General features: G+C 66.0%; 19 protein-coding genes. 7 read left to right on the top strand and 12 right to left on the bottom strand.

Going from position 1 to position 22345, the window contains the following annotated elements; translation table 11 throughout:
• Positions 1–22: 22 nt before the first annotated feature.
• On the bottom strand, positions 23–1570 hold the full coding sequence (locus ACIBJI_RS02320; protein ID WP_364340951.1) for a DUF6350 family protein: 1548 nt from the start codon (positions 1568–1570) through the stop codon (positions 23–25).
• Positions 1571–1653: 83 nt separating this feature from the next.
• On the bottom strand, positions 1654–2721 hold the full coding sequence (locus tag ACIBJI_RS02315; protein WP_397082756.1) for a DUF5336 domain-containing protein: 1068 nt from the start codon (positions 2719–2721) through the stop codon (positions 1654–1656).
• Positions 2722–3003: 282 nt separating this feature from the next.
• Between ACIBJI_RS02315 and ACIBJI_RS02310 the strand changes: the two genes are divergently transcribed.
• Positions 3004–3945: an undecaprenyl-diphosphate phosphatase gene (locus ACIBJI_RS02310; RefSeq protein ID WP_364340947.1), complete on the top strand. Its 942-nt coding sequence runs from the start codon at positions 3004–3006 to the stop codon at positions 3943–3945.
• Positions 3946–4000: 55 nt separating this feature from the next.
• Here the strand turns inward: ACIBJI_RS02310 and sucD are convergent, their stop codons facing one another.
• Positions 4001–4915 carry a succinate--CoA ligase subunit alpha gene (sucD, locus tag ACIBJI_RS02305; protein WP_364340945.1) on the bottom strand — a complete coding sequence of 305 codons (915 nt, stop codon included), beginning with the start codon at positions 4913–4915 and terminating at the stop codon, positions 4001–4003.
• An 11-nt stretch (positions 4916–4926) separates the two neighbouring features.
• A complete protein-coding gene (gene sucC, locus ACIBJI_RS02300) occupies positions 4927–6093 on the bottom strand; it encodes an ADP-forming succinate--CoA ligase subunit beta (protein ID WP_364340943.1) in 1167 nt (388 codons plus the stop codon).
• A 705-nt stretch (positions 6094–6798) separates the two neighbouring features.
• Between sucC and ACIBJI_RS02295 the strand changes: the two genes are divergently transcribed.
• Positions 6799–7908, top strand: coding sequence for a M23 family metallopeptidase (locus tag ACIBJI_RS02295; protein ID WP_396957315.1), 1110 nt, complete (start codon positions 6799–6801; stop codon positions 7906–7908).
• A gap of 59 nt (positions 7909–7967) precedes the next feature.
• Here the strand turns inward: ACIBJI_RS02295 and ACIBJI_RS02290 are convergent, their stop codons facing one another.
• Together ACIBJI_RS02290 and pcrA are read right to left on the bottom strand one after the other, a co-directional pair.
• The gene (locus ACIBJI_RS02290) at positions 7968–8393 is read right to left on the bottom strand and encodes a hypothetical protein (RefSeq protein WP_364340939.1); all 426 of its coding nucleotides are present in this window, start codon (positions 8391–8393) and stop codon (positions 7968–7970) included.
• A 53-nt stretch (positions 8394–8446) separates the two neighbouring features.
• On the bottom strand, positions 8447–11071 hold the full coding sequence (pcrA, locus tag ACIBJI_RS02285; protein WP_396957316.1) for a DNA helicase PcrA: 2625 nt from the start codon (positions 11069–11071) through the stop codon (positions 8447–8449).
• 379 nt (positions 11072–11450) lie between these two features.
• On the opposite strand from pcrA, the gene ACIBJI_RS02280 reads away from it, so the two are divergent.
• The gene (locus ACIBJI_RS02280; RefSeq protein WP_327093861.1) at positions 11451–11744 is read left to right on the top strand and encodes a chorismate mutase; all 294 of its coding nucleotides are present in this window, start codon (positions 11451–11453) and stop codon (positions 11742–11744) included.
• A gap of 118 nt (positions 11745–11862) precedes the next feature.
• Here the strand turns inward: ACIBJI_RS02280 and ACIBJI_RS02275 are convergent, their stop codons facing one another.
• Positions 11863–13317, bottom strand: a complete 1455-nt coding sequence (locus ACIBJI_RS02275; RefSeq protein WP_396957317.1) for an NAD-dependent succinate-semialdehyde dehydrogenase — start codon at positions 13315–13317, stop codon at positions 11863–11865.
• 205 nt (positions 13318–13522) lie between these two features.
• Between ACIBJI_RS02275 and pgi the strand changes: the two genes are divergently transcribed.
• On the top strand, positions 13523–15160 hold the full coding sequence (gene pgi, locus ACIBJI_RS02270) for a glucose-6-phosphate isomerase (RefSeq protein ID WP_364340932.1): 1638 nt from the start codon (positions 13523–13525) through the stop codon (positions 15158–15160).
• A 58-nt stretch (positions 15161–15218) separates the two neighbouring features.
• On the opposite strand, the gene ACIBJI_RS02265 is transcribed toward pgi, so the two are convergent.
• A complete protein-coding gene (locus ACIBJI_RS02265; RefSeq protein ID WP_364340930.1) occupies positions 15219–15893 on the bottom strand; it encodes a nucleoside/nucleotide kinase family protein in 675 nt (224 codons plus the stop codon).
• 65 nt (positions 15894–15958) lie between these two features.
• Entirely contained in the window at positions 15959–16861 is a 903-nt protein-coding gene (locus ACIBJI_RS02260; RefSeq protein ID WP_364340928.1) for a LysR family transcriptional regulator, read from the bottom strand.
• A gap of 150 nt (positions 16862–17011) precedes the next feature.
• Here ACIBJI_RS02260 and ACIBJI_RS02255 point away from each other — a divergent pair, with 150 nt between their 5' ends.
• On the top strand, positions 17012–17416 hold the full coding sequence (locus tag ACIBJI_RS02255) for a nuclear transport factor 2 family protein (protein ID WP_364340926.1): 405 nt from the start codon (positions 17012–17014) through the stop codon (positions 17414–17416).
• On the opposite strand, the gene ACIBJI_RS02250 is transcribed toward ACIBJI_RS02255, so the two are convergent.
• Positions 17413–18090 (bottom strand): class I SAM-dependent methyltransferase, encoded by a 678-nt coding sequence (locus ACIBJI_RS02250; protein WP_397082752.1) that lies wholly within the window; start codon positions 18088–18090, stop codon positions 17413–17415. The two genes, ACIBJI_RS02255 and ACIBJI_RS02250, sit on opposite strands and share 4 nt — an antisense overlap.
• 74 nt (positions 18091–18164) lie before the next feature.
• On the opposite strand from ACIBJI_RS02250, the gene ACIBJI_RS02245 reads away from it, so the two are divergent.
• On the top strand, positions 18165–19031 hold the full coding sequence (locus ACIBJI_RS02245; protein WP_397082750.1) for a helix-turn-helix transcriptional regulator: 867 nt from the start codon (positions 18165–18167) through the stop codon (positions 19029–19031).
• A gap of 248 nt (positions 19032–19279) precedes the next feature.
• Here the strand turns inward: ACIBJI_RS02245 and ACIBJI_RS02240 are convergent, their stop codons facing one another.
• Both ACIBJI_RS02240 and ACIBJI_RS02235 read right to left on the bottom strand, forming a co-directional pair.
• Entirely contained in the window at positions 19280–20899 is a 1620-nt protein-coding gene (locus ACIBJI_RS02240; protein ID WP_364340919.1) for an acyl-CoA dehydrogenase family protein, read from the bottom strand.
• A complete protein-coding gene (locus ACIBJI_RS02235; RefSeq protein ID WP_364340917.1) occupies positions 20886–21515 on the bottom strand; it encodes a TetR/AcrR family transcriptional regulator in 630 nt (209 codons plus the stop codon). The genes ACIBJI_RS02240 and ACIBJI_RS02235 overlap by 14 nt, the downstream gene beginning before the upstream one ends.
• A gap of 66 nt (positions 21516–21581) precedes the next feature.
• Here ACIBJI_RS02235 and ACIBJI_RS02230 point away from each other — a divergent pair, with 66 nt between their 5' ends.
• A complete protein-coding gene (locus ACIBJI_RS02230) occupies positions 21582–22343 on the top strand; it encodes a crotonase/enoyl-CoA hydratase family protein (RefSeq protein ID WP_364340915.1) in 762 nt (253 codons plus the stop codon).
• Positions 22344–22345: the final 2 nt, after the last annotated feature.

Raw genomic sequence — 22345 nt, 5'->3', positions numbered from 1 at the left:
GTATTACACCGCCGGGTAGAGCCTAACGACCGTCCACCCGGTCACTTTCCGGCAGGTCCGCCTCGACCACTTCGGCATCGACGATGTCGGGCACGGTATTGCTGCCCGCGGCGCCCGAGGTGGCGAGGGCGATGTGCTCCTCGACCAGTTCGCCCTCGAGTTCCACCTCGAAGTCGGGATCGACGTAGTCCTCGTATTCGTCGTCCTCGTATTCATCGTCGTAGTCGTCGTAATCGACGTAGTGATCGTCCTCGTAATGATCGTCGTAGTGGTCACTGTCGTCGTAGAACTCGTCGTAATCGTCGTTGTACGCGGGCACGGGTGCGCCGATGGGAACGACGAACCAGCGCGCGAACATCAGACCCACGTATCCGGCTACGGCCAACCACCCGAAGGTCACCGCCGCGAAGATCGGGTTGAGCCCCAGGTAGCCGAAGGTCCCGAGGTCACCGCCCGCGACCACGCCGAGTAGCACCAAACCCACGGTGGCGAGCGCAGCCGAGCTCAAAGTCGCCCACGGTGCGGCGGCACGATCGTGCGAGGTCCGTCCGATATCGAGCCCGCCGAGCACACCCACCGTGGCCGGAATCAACAGCAGCAGCGGCCACCAGCCTTCGGCCGGGCCGGTCGGCACCACCGCCATGAGCGGAACGCCCGGAATCGGGCCGCCGACAACGGAAAACACGCTGATCGACGCATCCCCGAAGTGTGCGCCGGAGCCGAGGAGCACACCGACCGTCGCGACCACCACATTCGGCAGATACGCCAGAGAGAGCAGGATCAGCCCGAGCACCCCGGCCGCATTGCCTGCGCTGTGAAAGGTGTCACCGATGCGCGACCAGTGCGCGAAGAAGGACACGATGACGACCGCGGCGGCGCAGGCCAGCAGGCGCACCACCGTCCGGCCGGCACCGAAGATGCCCGCGACCGCCCAGTCCGGCAGCCGCGCCGCGGTGAACAGCCGACGCCGGTTCCGGCTGGCGATGCCACCGGCCGCACCGACCAGGTGTACGGCGCCGACCCAGCCGAAGGCGGCGAGCGTATTCGGCGGCTGCAACGCGACCACACCGGAGGCGTCCTCAGCGACCGCCAGACAGACGGCCGTGACCAGCAGCGGTCCGGCCAGCGCCGCACCGACGAGCCAACCGAGATCCGCGCGCGAACTGTCCGGTTCGACCGCGCGAGCACAATCCCGGGCCGTCAGCCAGACCAGCAGGCCGGTGGGCAGCAGCGGTAGGAGTTCGAGTGAAGTTTTGCCGATCACCATCGGAACCTGGTGTGCCGCAAGCCAACCCGCGGCGATCGCGCCCGAAGTACCGGCCAGGTTGCTGCCCGAGGACAGCAGGGCGGCGAGCATGAGAACGACGACGGCGACGAGCGCGTAGGTCGTCGGCCGGGCGGCAACCAGGAGCAGCACGCGGGCGCGCTCAGGGGTCAGCGATAGAAATCCGGCCTCGTCGAAAACGTCCGCGGCTGTGCGCGGCGTCGATCGGTCGCTCCGCGCCGAACGTTCCGGCGCGCCGCGGGACTCGGCGGTCCGGCGAACAAGAGAGGATCTCGAGGAGCTCATGGAAATTCAGCGTGGCAGCTCCCCCGGCGCGAGCGGGTCAGGCGCGCCGACCCGGTCTGGGATGCGCCGGGAGAGCCGACGAATTACTTGTTCTCGTCCGGACGGAATGCGTGAGTGGCGTCCGAGGACGGGTCCGAACCGGTTTCACCGCCGAACGGCTGGTTCTGGCCCTGTTGGCCCTGTTGGCCCTGTTGACCCTGCTGGCCTTGTTGACCCTGCTGGCCCTGACCGAAACCCGGTGTGCCGTACTGCTGTCCGGACTGCGGGGTCCCGAAGTGCTGGGTGGCACTCTCATCCGGGCGCGGCTGCGCGGCAGGCGAGGAACCGTAGGGCGAACCCTGTTGTGCCGCACCGTATCCGGGCTGCTGCCCATAGGAGGGCGGCTGCTGTCCATAGGACGGCTGCTGCCCCTGACCGTAGGTCGGCTGGCTCGGCTGGCTCTGACCGTAGGGCTGCTGCGGCTGGTACTGACCACCCTGGCCGAATTGCCCCGGCTGGCTCTGGCCGAACTGGCCCGGCTGGCCCTGACCGTACTGCCCCGGCTGACCGAAGGCCGAGGGCTGGCCCTGGCCGAACGCACCCTGCTGGCCGTAACCACCGGAGCCGAAACCGCTCGGCGGGGCCTGCGGGGTGGCGGGCTTCGGCGCGGGCGGGGTCAGGATGCCGGCTTCGAACAGCACCGCGACGACCGCGACCGCCGTCTGCACGAGCGCCAGGAATAGCAGCACGTACGCGCCCCACTTCAGCTCGAGCTTCAAAGTGTCGGGCGTGGCGAAGGACAGGAACAGCGTGCCGAAGAAACCGGCGGCCGATGCCGCGGCCGCGGCGCCGGTCCAATTCTGCTTGGGCAGCAACGAAAGTCCGGCGAGCAGTCCGCCGAGTAGCAGGATCGCCAGCAGTCCCGCCGCGCCGAAGTACTGGAAGAGGCTGAACGTGTCACCATCCACGCCCCGCTGCGGCTTTTCACCGAAGAACGGGAGGAAACCGAGCAGGAAGTTGATCACACCGAGCACGGCGACGCCGACCACCAGGAAGAACGGCAGGCCCTTTGCGGTGGACTCGGCGCCGATACCAGCCGACTGGCCGGAGCTGGAAGATGCGGGCGGCGTCGCGGGTGCGTTGTACCCGGAGCCCCCGGTCGGGTATGACATGGTCGTCGTCTCCTAGGTCGAGTCGTACGTAGTCTGAACGGCTGGATCTCCTCCTGACGCTACTGCACTCGCTGGCCCAGGTCACCCGTGACCAACTGGCCGGGCGACCGAAAAACGGCGTCTACGCTGGTCCTGTGTGGATCGGCGCCGACCGATAACAATTCTGCGCTACCACCTCCGATGGGAACGCACTTCCCTCCGTGCGCCCCAGCATTCCAAAACGGACACAGGTCTGTTTCAGTGCGGTGTCGTGGCAGGGCGGGCGTGCCAAGCTGTCAGGCGATGCTCACGTACCCGCAAGCCGTTGTGATCGGCGCACTGCAAGGCATAACCGAACTGTTCCCGATTTCCAGCCTAGGTCATTCTGTTTTGGTGCCCGCATGGCTGGGTGGGTCCTGGAGCGATCTGGTCACCCAGGGCGATTCCGATTCCGGCACACCGTATCTCGCGTTCGTGGTCGGGTTGCATGTGGCGACGGCGATCGCGCTGCTGGTGTTCTACTGGCGCGACTGGGTCGAGCTCGTGGTCGGCTTCCTCACCACATTGCGTACTCGCCGGATCGAAACTTCGACACAGCGCCTGGCTTGGCTGGTGGTCCTGGCGACCGTGCCGGTCGGTGTTCTCGGTTTGCTGCTGGAACATCCGCTGCGCACCTTGTTCGCGAAACCCCTTGCAGCAGGCCTATTTCTGACATTGAACGGAATCGTGCTCGCCACCGGTGAGGTGATGCGTCGCCGCAGCCAGCCGACGCTGTCCGACTACGGCCGGCGCTTCGCCGAGGCCGAGGCGCGGGCCAAGGCCATCGAAGAGGGATATTTCGTCGCGACGGTGGAGGAGCCGACCGGCCTCGGCGACCTATCGGTCAAAGACGCGTTGATCATCGGTGTCTCGCAGGCAGGCGCACTGTTCGCGGGCATCAGCCGCTCCGGCATGACGATGGTCGGCGGCCTGCTGCGCGGTTTGGATCATGAGGACGCGGCGAAATTCGCCTTCCTACTTGCCACTCCGATCATTCTGGCCGCGGGCGTGCTAAAGCTGCCAACGCTGGCCGGGCCGCAAGGCGAGGGCATCCTCGGTCAGGTGCTGGTCGGATCGATCGTCGCGGGCGGCGCGGCGTATCTAGCGGTCCGCTTCCTGGAGCGGTACTTCAAATCGAATTCGCTGTTGCCGTTCGCGATATACAGCCTCGTTTTCGGGATCGCTTCGGTAGTCCACTTCTACTGAATACGACGAAGGCCGCCATCCAATTGGGATGGCGGCCTTCGTGTGAGTCAGCGAATCAGGCGGTGACGCTTGCCTTCTCCAGAATCTCGCGCGCCAGCGCGGCGGTCTCGGACGGCGTCTTGCCGACCTTCACACCGGCGGCCTCGAGCGCATCCTTCTTCGCCTGGGCGGTACCGGCCGAACCGGACACGATGGCGCCCGCGTGGCCCATGGTCTTACCCTCGGGCGCGGTGAAGCCCGCGACGTAGCCGACGACCGGCTTGGTGACATTGGCCTTGATGTAGGCCGCGGCCCGCTCCTCGGCGTCGCCGCCGATCTCACCGATCATCACGATCAGCTTGGTCTCCGGGTCCTTCTCGAACGCCTCGATGGCGTCGATGTGGGTGGTGCCGATGACCGGGTCGCCGCCGATGCCGATGGCGGTGGAGAAGCCGAAATCACGCAGCTCGTACATCATCTGGTAGGTCAGGGTGCCGGACTTCGAAACCAGGCCGACCGGGCCCTTGCCGGTGATGTTGGCCGGGGTGATGCCGACCAGCGATTCGCCGGGGGTGATGATGCCGGGGCAGTTCGGGCCGATGATCCGGGTCTTGTTGCCCTTCTCCACGTTGTAGGCCCACGCGTAGGCGGTGTCCTGCACCGGAATGCCCTCGGTGATGACCACGAGCAGCGGGATCTCCGCGTCGATGGCCTCGATGATGGCGTCCTTGGCGAACTTCGGCGGCACGAAGGCGATGGAGACATCGGCGCCGGTCTCCTTGATGGCCTCGGCGACGCTGCCGAACACCGGCAGCTCGACCGCGTTGCCGTCCTTGTCGGTGTGCGCGACGGTGGTGCCCGCCTTGCGCGCGTTGACGCCGCCCACGACCTGGGTGCCGGCCTTGAGCATCAGCGCGGTGTGCTTGGTGCCCTCACCGCCGGTGATGCCCTGGACGATGACCTTGGAATCCTTGTTGAGGAAGATAGACATTTCCGGTTTCCTTACTTGGCCGCTGCCAGTTCGGCGGCCTTGTCGGCGCCTTCGTCCATTGTCTGCGCAAGTGTGATCAGCGGATGCGCGGCATCGACGAGAATCTTGCGACCCTCGTCCACCTTGTTGCCGTCGAGACGGACGACCAGCGGCTTGTTCGCCTCGGCGCCAAGGATTTCCAGCGCCTTCACGATGCCGTTGGCGACCGCGTCACAGGCGGTGATTCCACCGAAAACATTGACGAACACGCTCTTGACCTGGGCGTCACCCAGGATGACATCGAGGCCGGCGGCCATGACCTCGGCCGAGGCGCCACCACCGATGTCGAGGAAGTTGGCGGGCTTGACGCCGCCGTGGTTCTCACCCGCGTAGGCGACCACGTCGAGGGTGGACATGACCAGACCCGCACCGTTGCCGATGATGCCGACCTCGCCGTCGAGCTTGACGTAGTTGAGGTCGTTCTCCTTGGCCTTGAGTTCCAGCGGATCGGTCGCGTCCTTGTCCGCGAAGGCCTCGTGGTCCGCGTGGCGGAATTCGGCGTTCTCGTCCAGGGTCACCTTGCCGTCGAGCGCGAGGATCTCGTTGTCTGGGGTGCGGACCAGCGGGTTGACCTCCACCAGGGTGGCGTCCTCGCCGATGAACACCTCCCAGAGCTTCTGGATGGTCACGGCCGCGGCGTCGAGCACGTCGGCGGGCAGGTGGCCCTGCTCGGCGATCGAGCGGGCGAAAGCGAGGTCGACACCCTTGACGGCGTCGACGGGCACCTTGGCGAGGCGCTCGGGCTTGGTCGCGGCGACCTCTTCGATCTCCATGCCGCCTTCGACCGAGCACATGGCCAGGTAGGTGCGGTTGGAGCGGTCCAGCAGGAAGGAGATGTAGTACTCCTCCGCGATGTCCTTGGCTTCGGCGACAAGGATCTTCTTGGTGATGTGGCCCTTGATATCCAGGCCGATGATGTTCTGCGCGTGCGTGAACGCGTCGTCCGCGGTGGCGGCGAACTTGACTCCACCCGCCTTGCCGCGGCCACCGGCCTTCACCTGGGCCTTGATCATCACCGGCTTGCCGATTTCGGCCGCGATGGCGCGGGCGTCCTCGGCCGTGTCCGTGACGCGGCCCTCGGACGAAGGCACTCCGTGCTTAACGAAGAGCTCCTTCGCCTGATATTCGAAGAGATCCATGTACTCACCGTCTCGTCTGCGTTGTGATGACAACGTCTTTGTTGGCGGCCCGACGTCGGAAGCGGGTCGGGTCGGACTTTAACCAGTCACATGGAGGGCCAAACGGCCACATTCATCCTAAGTGGCGCAGGTCACGGGCTGTTGCCCAGGGCGGGAAAATGCCTGGCCAAGGCTACTCGCCAGTAGGTTGCTGACGGCGCGCCAGGTAGAGCCGCCGAACCGGTTGACCGAGGGCCTTCTACTACGGTTCGTCGTCGCTCAGTCTCACCCGCGTGCCCCGATCGCAGTGAGTTATTCCGGTGCGTTACCGTGATCAATCTCACATGTTTGGATTGATCGCACCTAGCGCTTGCGGACCTCGCAATCGTTTCGTTACCGTCATTGCGGTCGATGTCACAACACGGTCACGACTAGGAGGACGGCAAGCTTGACGCAGCACAGCGCTCCGCAGACGGAGAGCCGTTCCTTAACGCCTCTGATCAGGCAATTCGACACCGTGATCTCTCGCTCGATGATGTGGCACCACCGATGAACCATCGCTCGACCTTCGCAACCGAAAATCGCGCTCGCTCCGGCCATCCTTACCGGCCCGATGAGGACGAGTCGTTCGGTGAACATTCCAGTGCTGCGGTAAATCCTTTCGGGACTTCGTCGCGGCGTGCCGGTGGGCATCGGTACGCTGCGGGTGGACATGAGGACAGCTCGTTGAGTGCGAACGATTCTTGGGCACAGCCCGATTCGGCCTGGGGCCAGTCGCGGGATGCTTCGTGGGCACAGCCGCAGGCCGATTCATCGCCGCAAGTTGATTCCTGGGGACAGTCACAGGCTTGGGCGCAAGGCAATTCCTGGTCCGATGGCAGTGCATGGTCGTCCGACGATGCTTGGACTCCCGAGAGCGACGAGACCTGGAACGCCGACTCCGAGGCGTCATGGACGCCGGAGGCAGACGAGTCCTGGGACGCCGAGGAGTCCTGGGACGGCGAAGGATCGTGGGATGGCAGCGACGCTTCCTGGGAGCCCGAGGATCCGGAAGGGCCGGCACGGCCCACTGTGATTCCGGGCCGCCGCGCGAACCGCGGTAATGGTGGCGCGCATCGGATGCCCGCGCCCCCCGCCTCGCTCAAGGGCCGCGCCGCGGTCGTCGCCGTTGCCGCTGGTGCGGTGGTTGCCGCCGGACAGGCCGCCTTCGCCGCGCCCGAACAGCCTTCGCAGGCCGTCGATTACGAGGCCGCCGGACAGATTCACGAAATCGCGGCGCAGTCGGTCAGTGTGGCCGATCCGAATACCTTGCCGGATTCGCCTCAGGTGCTGAATGTTTCGGCCCCGACGAATCTCGGTCAGTTCGGTGACATGCTGCAAAAGGGGCAGAAGTTCGCCGACGATATGGCGGCGCAGGAGGCCTCGAAACTCCGCCCACTGTTCACCAAATTCGCCGCGGGCAATTTCACCTCCGGGTTCGGTGCCCGCTGGGGCGTACAGCATCTCGGCGTCGATATCGCGGGCCCGATCGGCACTCCGATCTACGCCGTCGCCGACGCCACCGTGATCGAAGCGGGTCCGGCATCCGGTTTCGGCATGTGGGTGCGACTGCTGCACGACGACGGAACCGTCACCATCTACGGCCACATCGACACCGCGACGGTGTCGGCGGGTCAGCGCGTGCTGGCCGGTGATCAGATCGCCACCATCGGCAACCGCGGTTTCTCCACCGGCCCGCACTGCCATTTCGAGGTGTGGTTGAACGGGGTCGACAAGGTCGATCCGCTGCCCTGGTTGGCCACGCGCGGTATCAGCTTGGGTCCGCAGCGCGACTGAGTCCCTTCACCGCAAGTCCCTTCATCGTAAGCTGGACAGCGGGGTTCACTGATGCCGGGCTACGGCGCGGCGGCGATCGCCAGTCCGATCAAGCTCACGACCTTGACCACTTCCAAGCCCACATACCAGTAGTGAGCATGGGAGCGCGGCAACTCCGCGCCCGCGAGCACGCGGTTCGAGCGGCGAGTGAGCAGTGGACGGACCGCGAGGAGCTGGATAGCGAGGATCGCGGCGGCGACACCCAGCCAGACCCGAACAGCACCGCTTGGCGCGACCACCAGGGTCGCCACGATCAACAGCGCGGCGAGGACGGTCTCGACGATATTCAGCGCACGGAATACCAGCCGTCCGATGCCGAGGCCGAGCGGCACGGTGATCCCCGGCGCCCGGAACTTCAGCGGCGCTTCCAGGAACGAGATGGCCAGCACCATGCCGAGCCACAGCATCGGAAGCATCCACAGCAGGTATTGCGCGACGGTTTCCATGTCGCGCACGCTACCGACACCACCGGCGATAGGTCAGGGTCGAAGGCCCCTGATCAGAGCTTGACCAGGGTTCGGCTGTATTGCGGGATGAGCCGGATCTTGCCCGCGGTACCGAAGTCGATGGTGACGGTGGCCAGGGGCCCGAAGCCTTCGGCGGCTACCACGCGACCGAGGCCGTACTTGTCATCGCTGACTCGATCGCCAACAGCCAGTACGAGATTGGCATTGTTGCGGCTGGCACCGCCGGGTGCGGGACGGCGTGGTCCGCGATCGTTGACGCCCGGCCGCTGATTCCAGCCGTCACGGGTCCAGTCGTGCTCCAGGCCGTCGTCCTCACCGCGGCGGCGGATGCCGCGGGTGAGCGGCGACCCCTTCGGCTCCAACCGCTTCCAGTCGACGAGGTGAGCCGGAATCTCTTGCAGAAATCGGGATTCCGGATTCGAGACCGGCTGCCCCCAACCGGAGCGCACCACCGCGCGGGTGACGTAGAGCCGTTGCCGCGCCCGGGTGATGCCGACGTAGGCGAGGCGGCGTTCCTCGGCCAGTTCGGTGGGATCGCCGAGTGCACGCATATGCGGGAACTGCCCGTCCTCCCAGCCGGTCACGAATACCACCGGGAATTCCAGACCCTTGGCGGTGTGCAACGTCATCATGGTGACCACACCGGAGCCCTCCTCGGGCAGCTGGTCACTATCGGCCACCAGCGAGACGCGCTCCAGGAAGGCGGCCAGTGAGCCCGGATCTGGTTCGCCCTCGGCCGCCTCCGGCACCAGCCCCTCTTCCCGGGCGGCCTCGGCATTGTTGTATGCCTCGGAGCTGAATTCCCGCGCGACGCTCACCAATTCGTTCAGGTTGTCCAGCCGGGCGCCGTCCTGCGGATCGTCGGAGCCCTCCAACTCGGCCCGGTAGCCGGTGCGGTCGAGTACCGCTTCGACCATATTGCCGAGGTCGGGGAAGTCCTGATCCGTCTGGGCACCGGCCTCCCGCACCTCTTCGAGTAGATCGAGGAATCCGGCGATAGCGCGCTGCGCTCGCGTATTGAGCAGCGCCACTTTGCCATCGGCCGCAGCGCGCAGTGCCTCGGCGAAACCGATGCCGCGCTGTTCGGCGTGCACCGCGACACAGGCCTCGGCCCGGTCGCCGATGCCGCGGCGCGGGGTGTTGAGGATGCGGCGCAGGCTCACCGTGTCATCCGGATTGTCGAGCACGCGCAGGTACGCGACGATGTCGCGCACCTCCTTGCGCTCGTAGAAGCGCACGCCGCCGACCACCTTGTAGGGCAGGCCCATGCGAATGAAGATTTCTTCCAGCGCGCGGGAGTTGTTGTTGGTGCGGTAGAAGACCGCGACATCGCTGTAGTTGGCATCGCCGGCATCCACCAGCCGGTCGATCTCCCGCGCCACGAACGAGGCCTCGTCGTGCTCGTTGTCAGCGACGTAGCCGGTGATCAGATCGCCCTCACCGGAATCGGTCCACAGCCGCTTGTCCCTGCGCTTCTCATTGCGCGATATCACCGCGTTGGCGGCGGACAGGATGTTCTGGGTGGAGCGGTAATTCTGTTCCAGCAGAATGGTTTCCGCATCCGGGAAATCGCGTTCGAATTCCTCGATATTGCGGATGGTCGCGCCACGGAAGGCGTAGATGGACTGGTCCGCATCACCGACCACGCACAGTTCGCTCGGCGCGACCGCGTCTTCGGCCTGCTCCTGCGCATGATGCCCGACCAACTCGCGGACCAGGATGTACTGGGCATGGTTGGTGTCCTGGTACTCATCGACCAGCACATGCCGGAACCGGCGGCGGTAGTACTCGGCGACCTGCGGATGGTTCTGCAGCAGCGCCACCGTTTCACCGATCAGATCGTCGAAGTCCATGGCGTTCGCCGAACGCAACCGACGCTGATATTCGGTGTACACGCGAGCGACGAGCCCGGGCAGTTCGGTTTCGTCGGTTTCGGCATCGGCGGTGGCCCGCTCCGGACCGATGAGCTCGTTCTTCAAATTCGAGATGGCGGTGGCCAGCAGCCGCGCCGAATATTTCTTGACGTCGATATCGAAGTCACGGCTGATCATGGTGAGCAACCGCCGGGAATCGTCGGCGTCGTAGATGGAGAAATTCGAATTCAGACCGGGCAGCAGCGCGGCCTGCATGCGCAGGATGCGCACGCAGCTGGAGTGGAAGGTCGAGACCCACATGTTGTTCGCACGCGGACCGACCAGCCCGCTCACCCGCTCACGCATTTCGGCGGCGGCCTTATTGGTGAAGGTGATGGCCAGGACCTGGCCCGGAGTCACCCCGCGGGCGGCGAGCAAGTAGGCGATGCGGCGGGTGAGCACAGCGGTCTTGCCCGACCCCGCGCCCGCGACGATCAGCAGCGGCGCACCGGTGTGCACGACGGCGGCGCGCTGGGGCGGGTTGAGGCCGTCGAGCAGTCGCTCGGCCTCCTCGGCGCGACGTTGCTCACGTTCGGCGCGGCGCTTTTCTTGTTCGACACGGTGCTTGTCGTCCACGACATGCCGCGAGGCATCATCTATGGCCGGGTGCGGGACCCCCGCCGCGGTAGGCACGGCAGAGTCGCCCATCTCCTCGGCGTGAACAGCGTCGACCTGCGATTTCTGGGCTGAATCCGGATGCCGAGTCCGCCCGGCCTGCGTCTTGGGAGCCACCGTGATGTCCATCGTCCATCCACGCTACCGGCGGGCACCGACAGAGATGAAGTCCCGGTCGACATCGGTGTCCATTCGGCGAACTGCAGATGAACCGCCCCGGGTCGACACGGGCGTCACAACGTGCAAGCCTTCTCAGGAGATTTACAAAATGAAGTGTTTTGCATTGCCTCGGCCCCATGGCAGACTGGCCCATATGACCTGCGCGACCGCCGCGAAGCATCCGATTCGGCTTACAGCCGGATATCGTGATCGCGGACTTTGTACCTGAGCGCGCTGCCTGGGGGGAGGATTGCAATACCTACCAGGTTTGTTCTGCACGGTGAAAGAACCGATCGGTAACGAGCTCGGCTCACCAGCCGATCCATGTTCTGACACGAGGAGATGAATGATGAGCACCCCCGCCACGACGACCGGGTCCGATTCGGCTCTGCCCCACACCGAGGCCGAGATCGACAAGCTCCGCAAGGAGATCGACCAGCTCGACGCGGAAATCCTGGCCGCCATCAAGCGCCGCACCGAGATCTCGCGGATCATCGGTCGCACGCGCATGGCCTCCGGCGGTCCCCGCCTCGTACACAGTCGTGAGATGAAGGTGCTCGAGCGCTTCAGCGAACTCGGCCAGGAGGGCCACACCCTCGCCATGCTGTTGCTGCGCCTCGGTCGCGGCCGACTCGGCCACTGACCGTCTACGGCCGCCACTAGCGGCCCAATCGAACTACGCGACGTTCGCAAGATCGCCGCCTTCCACAAGGCCGCCCCGGGTGTATTTCACCCCGGGGCGGTCGTTTCATGTCCGCGGGTCAGGTAAGGGCGATGTACTTGGTGGACAGGTACTCCTCGATGCCCTCGCTACCGCCTTCGCGGCCGAAGCCGGAGGCCTTGACGCCGCCGAAAGGTGCTGCGGGATCGGAGATTACGCCGCGGTTGATGCCGACCATGCCGGATTCGATGCCCTCGGCAATGCGCAAGGCGCGGTCGAGATCGCGGGTATAGACGTAGCTGACCAGGCCGAATTCGGTGTTGTTTGCGGCGGCGAGGCCCTCTTCCTCGGTTTCGAAGCCGACAACGGGTGCGACCGGGCCGAAGACCTCCTCACGCAGGATCCGAGCATTCGCGGGTACCTCGCTGAGGATGGTCGCGGGATAGAACCAGCCAGGGCCGCCGGGTGCCTTGCCACCGAGGCGGACCTGCGCGCCGACCGCCACCGCGTCGTCGACCAGTTCGCTGACGGTATTGAGCTGCTCCTCGTTGATCAGCGGACCGAGCGTGGTGTTCGGGTCGGTACCCGGCCCGAGGGTCACCGTATTCGACATCGCCTCGACGAGTTTGGTGGTGAACTCCGCCAGCACACCGTTCTGTACGTGGAAGCGGTTGGCCGCCGTGCACGCCTCGCCGCCATTGCGCAGTTTGGCCAGCATCGCGCCCTGTACGGCGGCGTCGATATCGGCATCGTCGAAGACCACGAACGGCGCGTTGCCGCCGAGCTCCATCGAGGTGCGCAACAGGCCGTTCGCCGACTTCTCCACAAGCTTCTTGCCGACTTCGGTGGATCCGGTGAAGGTGAGCTTGCGCAGGCGCGGATCGTCGAGCAGCGGCTGGGTGACGGCGCCGGACCGGCTGGAGGTGATCACCGAGAGCACCCCGTCCGGCAGCCCCGCATCGCTGCACAGCTTCGCCAGCGCCAACATAGTCAACGGTGTGGCCGATGCGGGCTTGACAATCATCGTGCAGCCAGCGGCCAGCGCGGGTCCGATCTTGCGGGTGCCCATGGCGAGCGGGAAGTTCCACGGCGTGATGGCCAGACACGGCCCGACCGGCTGCTTGTGCACCATGATCCGCCCGGTGCCGGACGGCGCATGCAGATAGCGTCCGTGCACCCGGACCGCCTCCTCGCTGAACCAGCGGAAGAATTCGGCCCCGTAGCGCACCTCGTTGCGGCTCTCCGGCAGCGCCTTGCCCATTTCCAGGGTCATCAGCAGCGCGAATTCCTCGGCGCGCGCGGTCAGCTGTTCGAAGACTCGCCGCAGGATCTCGCCGCGTTCCCGCGACGGAGTCGCCGCCCATTCGGCCTGCACCGCGACGGCCGCGTCGAGCGCGCGCACGGCATCTTCCGGCGTGGCGTCGGCGACCTCGGTCAGCACCTGCCCGTCGGCCGGATTGTGCACCGGGAAGGTGCCGCCCCCGGTGGCATCGACGGGACCGCCGATCCACAGCTGCGTCGGCACGGATTGGAGTACTTCGCGTTCGGACACCATGTTCCCCAGCCTAAGCCGCATGCTCGCACAGCACCCTCGACTCATCGATCCGAAATCACCGAGCTTCGAGCGGGCCGCATACGCTCGCCACCGCCCCGTTCGAGCGACCCGCGAATCATCGACACGGGTAGCCATCAGGACAACATGGGCGAAAGTATGCGGTCCTTGCCTGCGCGCCCGAACGAGTGCTTGTAACCTCGCGGACGTGAGCAGCGACATCACCGCATCGGCGGCCTGGCGGAAACTGCACGAGCACCACAGTGCCGTCGCCGGACGACATCTGCGTGAATTCTTCGCCGAGGATCCCGACCGCGGCCGCGAGCTGATCGTGCAGGTCGCAGACCTGCACATCGACTACAGCAAGCATCGCGTCAGCCGGGAAACCCTGCACCTGCTGGTCGAATTGGCGCACGAGGCGGGGGTGACCGAGCGGCGTAATGCGATGTACCACGGCGACCACATCAACACCTCGGAGGACCGCGCGGTCGAACATATCGCGCTGCGCCTGCCCGAGGGCGAGTCGGTCATCGTGGACGGCGCGGACGCGGGCGCCGAGGTGCATGAGGTGCTGCGGCGGATGGGTGAATTCACCGACACCGTGCGCTCGGGTTCCTGGCGCGGCGCGACCGGCGAGCGCATCAAGACCGTGGTGAACATCGGCATCGGCGGTTCGGACCTCGGCCCGGATATGGTGCACCGCGCGCTGCGGCACTATGCCGATGCCGGGATCGGCGCCCGATTCGTCTCGAATGTCGATCCGGCCGATCTGCTCGCGAAACTCGACGGACTCGATCCGGCCACCACGCTGTTCATCGTTGCCTCCAAGACGTTTTCGACGCTGGAGACGCTGACCAATGCCACCGCCGCCCGGCGTTGGCTGGTCGCCGCGCTCGGCGAGGACGCCGTCGCCAAGCATTTCGTGGCCGTCTCGACGAATGCCGAGCGGGTTGCCGAATTCGGCATCGACACCGCGAATATGTTCGGCTTCTGGGACTGGGTCGGCGGCCGCTATTCGGTGGATTCGGCCATCGGCCTTTCGGTCATGGCGACCATCGGCAAGGAGCGCTTCGCCGAATTCCTGGCCGGAATGCACGCCGTCGACCGACATTTCGCGACCGAGCCGCTGGACCGCAACGGTCCGGTGCTGCTCGGTTTGCTCGGCATCTGGTATTCGAACTTCTTCGGGGCGGAATCGCGTGCGGTGTTGCCGTATTCGAATGATCTGGCGCGCTTCCCGGCCTATCTACAGCAGCTGACCATGGAATCCAACGGCAAATCGGTGCGCGCCGACGGCACCCCGGTCACCACCTCGACCGGCGAAATCTTCTGGGGCGAACCGGGAACCAACGGCCAGCACGCCTTCTACCAGCTGCTACACCAGGGCACCCGGCTGATTCCGGCCGATTTCATCGGATTCGCCCGTCCCACCGATGATCTGCCCACCCGCGACGGCACCGGCAGCATGCACGACATTTTGATGAGCAATCTGTTCGCGCAGACCAAGGTGCTCGCCTTCGGCAAAACCGCCGAGGAGATCGCGGCCGAGGGCACCGATCCGAAGGTGGTGCCGCACAAGGTGATGCCGGGCAATCGGCCGAGCACGACGATTCTCGCGCCGCAGCTGACACCGTCGGTCCTCGGCCAGTTGATCGCGCTCTACGAACACCAGGTATTCGTAGAGGGCACCATTTGGGGCATCGACAGCTTCGACCAGTGGGGCGTGGAACTCGGCAAGCAGCAGGCGCTCGCGCTGGCCCCCTTGCTGACTTCTCCGGACGAGCCGCAGCCGCAAGGGGACTCCTCCACCGACGCCCTGATCGGCTGGTACCGCGACAACCGCTGAGCCGCACGTACACCGGTAGTGGCCACTGCGAGGGAGATTCGCCGGGGCTCGTGCGCGCTTAGGCGGCGTAGTAGCGGCCACCGCGCTGGCGCAGCACGAGGTCGGCTCGGAGCCTGGTATCGGCGATCAGGTCGGCATTGGGCAGATCGCTGTTGTGCACCTTGGTTTGCGCGGCCTGAGCGGTGCGACCGCCGCGAATGTGGCGGCGCAGCAGGCGTTGTTCGAGCACGTCGCGGGTCACGTCCAGATACCAGACCTCGTCGAGGAATTCGCGCACGCCCGACCAGGCACCGTCGGACAGCAGCAGATAGTTGCCCTCGGTAATGGCGATCTCCTGCCGATCGAAGACGACACCCGCCGGAGTCGGTTCCTCGATGGCGCGGTCGAAGGTCGGCCACGGCACCGGCTCGCCGAGTGGGGTATCGCGCAGGCGGCGCAGGGTTTCCAGGAAGGCGGCGACGTCGAAGGTGTGCGGTTCGCCCTTGCGCTCCAGATTCGCCGTCGCGCGCAGTACTGCGTTGGGCAGATGGAAGCCGTCCATCGGTGCGATTTCGGCGATTCGGGCACCGGCTCGGTGGTTCAGATCCTCGCGAATGGCCTTGGACAGCGTGGATTTACCCGCACCCGGCGGACCCGCGATACCGAGCACGTACCGTCGGGCGCAACCCGCCGCCCGGATCCGCAGGTGCTCGACGAGCGAGCGCAACGGCATTTCGACGGAAGTCCGTGTCATCGAAATCACAGTACTCAGCCTGAGTCGGTCCGCCGCGAATTTGGGCGCGTGGCTATGTAAGTCGGCTATCGAAGTCGGTGCCGGACTTCGGCGGAGAGGTCGGCGGCGGCGTCCCGAAGTGCCTCGATGAAGACCTGTCCGGCCGAGTCCACGCCGCGATGGACGACGGATGTCGTGCGAGCCGCGGCGGGATGGTCGATTCGGACCAGTGCGATACCTGGCGGCAGCACCGGGACCGCGATCCCGGGCACCACCGTGCTGCCCATACCGGCCGCGACCAGACCGATTTTGGCGAACCAGTCGCGGGCGACGAAGGCGATCTCCGGTTCCCAAGTGGCGTCGCGCCATGCGCCGAGCAGGGTGCCGCTCACCTCGGTGCTGCCCGCGATCCAGCGCTCACCGCGCAGTTGTGCGGGCGTGACGCTGGTGCGGTCCGCGAGTGGATGGTCCGGTGCGACCGCGATGAGCAGTGGGTCGTCCAGGAGTGGCTCGATCTCGGTGTCCGCGGGGATATTGCGCGTCTCGGTCACCACCGCCAGATCCAGTCGACCGCGCGCGACGGCGGATACCAATCGCGGACTGGTTCCTTCGCGCAGCGGTACTCGCGCGAGTCGAGACGCGGTAGCGGCAATGGACCGGGGCACCAACGCGGCCATGGCGGTCGAGAATGCGCCGACCCGGAGCGTGGCGGGCGTGCGCGCGGTGAGTTCGTCGAGTTCCTGCCGCGCGGAGCCGAGTCCGCCGAGCACCGTTTCGGCATGGCGCAGCAGGATCCGTCCAGCGTCGGTGGCCCGCACGCCGCGCGCGTGCCGCTCGAACAAGGCCCGGCCGGCCGCCTGCTCCATGAGGGCGATTTGCCGGGAGACCGCCGATTGCGTGTAGCCCAGATTCTCCGCGGCGGTCGAGAACGACCCGCTCCGTGCCGCCTCCTGGACCACCCTCAATCCGACGATCGTGAACTCACCCATGCTGTTTACTCATACCAAATATGCGAGACTCTCGCTTGTCGCATATCTCGGCCGTACTAGCGTCGTGTGTATGAGTAAGCGAAGCGAGCGAATTATCAACACAGCTGCCAGTGCGGTCATACCGGAACCGAGCGCCCGCGAGGTGCGGGCATGAGCGCAGCGGCGAACAAGAAACTGATCGAGCACATCTTCGACCAGATGGCCCAGGGCAATACCCGAGCGATGAGTGCGGCAATGGCCGAGGACTTCCGCTGGATCTTTCCGGGGAACTGGTCCTGGTCGGGCATCTGGGAGCCGAAAACGGTTGTGTTGAACGAACTTCTGCGACCCCTGATGGCCCAGTTCACCGAGTACCGCAGCGCGGCCGACTTCGTGATCGCCGAAGACGACAGGGTCGTCGCCCAGGTTCGCGGGCACGGCATCACTGCCGGGGGCGAGCCGTACGAGCAGACATACTGTTTCATCTTCCGGATCGCGAACGGTCGGCTCACCGAGGTGATCGAGCATTGCGATACCGCGCTGGTCGAGCGGGTGCTCCAGCGTGTCGGTGGCTAGTTCGGGCGGGTGCCGCGGTAGAAGGTGACGCGACCGAGGCGACGATGGCGCTGCGAGGCGACCACGGCACACTCGAAGCCGACGGCGCGCAGGAGTCGGGGGATGCCGTCGCCGAGGTGGTCCTGGGTGTGGTGGGTGTGCAGCAGCATCCGGGCCATCAGGCCGTCGTCCGGGGTCACTTCGCCGCCGATATCGACGATGTGCAGGCTGCCGCCGGGGCGCAGGACGCGCAGCGCCTCGGCTAGTGCGGCGGTTTTGATGTCGGCGTCGAGGTGGTGCAGCATCATCGACGACAGCACCCGGTCGAATTCCTCGTCCGGATAGGGCAGTTCCTGCGCGTAGGCGCGTTCGAAGCGGATTCCGTTCAGCCCGTGCGCCTTTCGTTCGGCGCGGGCGAGTGCGAGCGGGTCCGGATCGGAGCCGATCACCGCTGCGGCAGGTTGGGTACGTTTGACTCTCAGCGTGAGATTGCCGGTGCCACAACCGATTTCCAGTACACGATGCTCGGGTGTGAGTTCAGCCTGCGCCACCAGGGTTTCGTGGAGTTTGTACATGCCGAGCAGGCGGGTGAGTAGATCGTAGGTGGGCAGCAGTGCGTCACGACCCGCCGCGGGCAGGTAGTCGTGCCGGTTTCCCATGGCTTTGACTACAGAATGTGGATGATCTTTGGTCATAATTCTCATGGTGCCCGCAGATCCAGACGTATAATTGGGTGATTGTTTGCATAATTTGGACTATTTTCGGTGTCATGATCGAGGCTACCCGGATAGTCCATCACCGCCATGGTGTTCCGGTGTACGACTACCGGAGCGATCAGGTCACGCCGCCGGTGTCACTGCTGCGGTTCGATCGCCATGCCGAACGCGGCCACCGCCCGCATATTCACAACTTTCCGGTGTTGCTGTATGTCCGGTCCGCCGGCGTGGTGTACGTCATCGCGGCAGGTCAGGTGATCGAGGCGGCGCCGCCGCATCGGTTCGAAAGTGCGGTCGGTGTGTTCTTCGATCCCGCGGCGCTCGGTGATGCCGGGCGGGCGCCCTGGCCCGCGTGGCGGGCGCATCCGTTGTTGTTCCCGTTCTTGCACGAGCATTCGGGTGGGGTGCTGGAGTTGGCGCTCCCGGTGGAACGAAGACCCTTGTGGGACAGCACGATTGCCGCTATCGAAGCCGAGCTGGCACAGCGGCAGGAGGGATATCGGCAGGCGGCGTCGGCACATCTGACGCTACTGCTCATCGACCTCGCGCGGCTGGCCGCCGATGTGGTGGGTGATCTGCGGCGCAGCGGTGAGCCGTTGCTCGCCGAGGTCTTCGACGTGATAGACCAGCGGCACACCGCACCGCTGTCGCTGCGCGACGTGGCGGATGCGGTCGGCATGACGCCGGGGCATCTGACCACTGTGGTGCGCCGCCGCACTGGACGCACGGTGCAGGCGTGGATTACCGAGCGGCGAATGACCGAGGCGCGCCGTCTCTTGGCCGAGACGGACCTGCCGGTGGGCGAGATTGCCCGACGGGTCGGGATTCCGGACGCGGGCTATTTCACCCGCTTGTTCCGGCGCAACAACGACCTCTCACCGCGACAGTGGCGCGCCCAGCCCGCGTCCCTCGCGCGCTGATTGCGGGGGGCCGCAGCGGGCCGGGGCGAGCGCAGGCACCTGTAGTCGGCTGACGCGAGCGGCGGGCACGTGCAGCAGGCTGACCCGAGCGCCCGCAGCGCGCCGACCCGAGCACCGGCAGCAGCCTGACCTGAGCACTCACAGCCGGCCGCCCCCGGCACTCACAGCGGGCTAACGAGGCGCGTGTAGCCCGTAGCGCGCTGCAGCACCGTCGTCGGTGCCCATACGGATGACCGGGAGCGGCCGGGTCAGGTGAGGGCGCGGGCGATGATGTCGGTGGTGTTCACGCCGGTGGGGAGGGTGCCGAAGGCGATGCCCCAGTCGTCGCCGAGACGGGTGGCGCAGAAGGCGTCGGCAACCGCTGGATGGCCGTGGCGGACCAGTTGCGCGCCCTGTAGGACCAGGGCCATGAGTTCGACGACGCGACGGGCGCGGTATTCGATCTCGTCGAGGTCGGACAACTCCTTGCCGAGGCGGGCGATGGCATCGTCGAGGCGGGGGTCGGCGCCTGCGGCGAGGGAGACTTCGTTGAAGAAGGCCTCCACGGTTTCGGGCTGACGGCCCATGGCGCGCAAGGCATCCAGCGCCGCGACATTGCCGGAGCCTTCCCAGATGGACATGAGCGGGGCCTCGCGGTAGAGCCGGGGCATACCGGATTCCTCGGCATAACCATTGCCGCCGAAACATTCCAGGGCCTCGGCCGCATGCGCGGGGGCACGCTTGCATACCCAGTACTTGGTGACCGCCAATGCGATTCGGCGCAGAGCAGCCTCGGCGGGATCTGTGCCCGCGCGGTCGGTCGCCCCGGCCAGGCGCATCATGACCGTGGTTGCGGCATCGGATTCGATCACCAGGTCGGCGAGCACATTCCGCATCGCGGGTTGGTCGATCAGCTTGGCCCCGAACGCTTCTCGGTGCCGCGCGTGGTGGGCGGCGTAGACGGCGCCGACGCGCAGGCCGGTGGCGGAGCCGATGACGCAGTCCAGGCGGGTCATATTGACCATTTCGATGATGGTCTTGACACCCGCCCCTTCCGCGCCGACCAGCCAGCCGGTGGCGTTGTCGTATTCGATCTCCGACGAGGCGTTCGACTTGTTGCCGAGCTTGTCCTTGAGGCGTTGAATCCGGATGGGGTTGCGGGTGTCGTCCGGGAGGACGCGTGGCAGCAGGAAGCAGGACAAGCCGCCGGGTGCCTGGGCCAGGGTGAGGAACATATCCGACATGGGCGCCGAGGTGAACCACTTGTGGCCGACGATGCGGTAGCTGCCATCGGGTTGCGGTGTGGCGGTGGTGGTATTGGCGCGGACGTCGGAGCCGCCCTGCTTCTCCGTCATCGACATGCCCGCGATCAGACCCGCCTTGGTCGACGGTTCACGCAGGCCGAAATCGTAAGTGCGGGAACCGAGTAGCGGTTCGTACTTGGCCGCGAGTTCCGGATTGTGGCGCAGCGCGGGCACGACGGCATAGGTCATCGAGATCGGACACATATGCCCGGCGTCGGCAACACCCCAGGTGTAGAACTTGGCCGCGCGAGCGGCATGCGTGCCCGGCCGGTCGTCGAGCCAGGGCGAGCCGTGGAGTCCATGCGCGACAGCGACTTTCATCAGCTCATGCCAGTACGGATGGAATTCGACCTCGTCGATGCGATTGCCGTAGCGGTCATGCGTGTGCAGGACGGGCGGGTATTCGTTGGCGAGGCGGCCCCACTCTTGCGCTTCGAATCCGCCTGCGAGCGTGCCGAGTTCGCGCACTTCCGGTTCGGCCCAGCCCGCGCCTTCGCGGTGCAGCCCCTCGAGCAGGGCCGGGTTCTGCGCGACATCGAAGGGCACGATATCGGGAACCTGGTTGAAGACTTCATGCGTCGACATCGGACACTCCTGAGTCGGATTCATCGCGCACACCGAGTGCGCGTAACGCGAAACTGATGAGTTCGGGCACAACGGATTCGCTGTGCGGTGCGTCGGCCAGCGGGCCGACCAGGACCTCACCGATCGCGCCGACGAGCGCGGCCGCGCTGGTCTTGGCATCCTGCGCGGGCAGTTCACCACGCGAAACACCTTCCGCGACAGCGGATTCGAAAGCTTCGGCGAAGGCGCGACGGAAACGCAGACGCTCGGTGTCGACCACGGTATCGACGGGTTCGACGAGCAGGACGTAGGCGAGCTTCGGATTCTTCAGCGCCCGGCCCGCGAAGGTCTCCACCGCCGCGGTGACCCGCTCCACGGCAGTTCCGGCGGCGCTTGCGGAGACCACCGCTGCCACCTCGTGTGCGACCACCTTCCGGAATACCGCGCTCACCAGGTCTGCCTTGCCGCTGAAGTTCTTGTAGACCGTCCCGGTGGCCACGCCGGCCTCGGCGGCGACGGCTGCCATGGACAGTCCGGCATAGCCCGCGCGAGACAGCACCTTGGTCGCAGCCTGCACGATCAGGCCCGCCTGGGCATCGAGGCGGGCCTGCACAGCAGGGGTTCTGCGGTAGGCCATACAAGAAGTGAACCACAAATTCATTTCTTTACACAAGGGTACTTCTGACGGCGTATGGTCGTGCTCGTGACTGTGCGAATCGAACGCAATGGGCCCGTGACCACTGTGATCCTGCACCGCCCCGAGGCACGCAATGCCGTCGACGGTCCGACCGCCGCCGCCCTGGTCGACGCATTCCGCGAATTCGACACCGATCCGGATGCGGCGGTCGCTGTGCTGTGGGGCGAGGGCGGCACCTTCTGCGCCGGCGCGGACCTGAAGGCGCTCGGCACCGAGCGCTCCAATCGGGTCACCGAGGACGGTGACGGCCCGATGGGGCCAACCCGAATGCGGCTGTCCAAACCGGTGATCGCCGCAGTCTCGGGATATGCGGTCGCGGGTGGACTGGAGCTGGCCCTGTGGTGCGATATGCGAGTTGCCGAGCAGGACAGCACGTTCGGCGTGTTCTGTCGCCGCTGGGGTGTGCCGCTGATCGACGGCGGCACGATTCGGTTGCCGCGCATTGTCGGCACCGGACGTGCGATGGATATGGTGCTCACCGGTCGCGCCGTCGCCGCCACTGAGGCATTGCAGATCGGGCTGATCAATCGGGTGGCGCCGAATGGCGAATCCCGCAGCGCCGCCGAACAACTCGCCGCCGAACTGGCCGCACTGCCGCAAACCTGTCTGCGCTCGGACCGCCTGTCGCTGCTGGAGCAGGACGGTATGGACGAGGAGGCTGCGCTGCTCAATGAATACCGACACGGTCTGAAGGCTCTGGCCGACGGAGCGCTGGACGGAGCGCAACGGTTCGCCGCCGGTGCGGGCCGTCACGGTACGCGTACCTGACA

The sequence above is a fragment of the Nocardia sp. NPDC050408 genome, from assembly GCF_044458905.1.
In the GTDB taxonomy this organism is placed as follows: Bacteria; Actinomycetota; Actinomycetes; order Mycobacteriales; family Mycobacteriaceae; genus Nocardia.
Note: the sequence above shows the minus strand (reverse complement) of the source record. Positions and strands in the feature narration are given on the sequence as shown.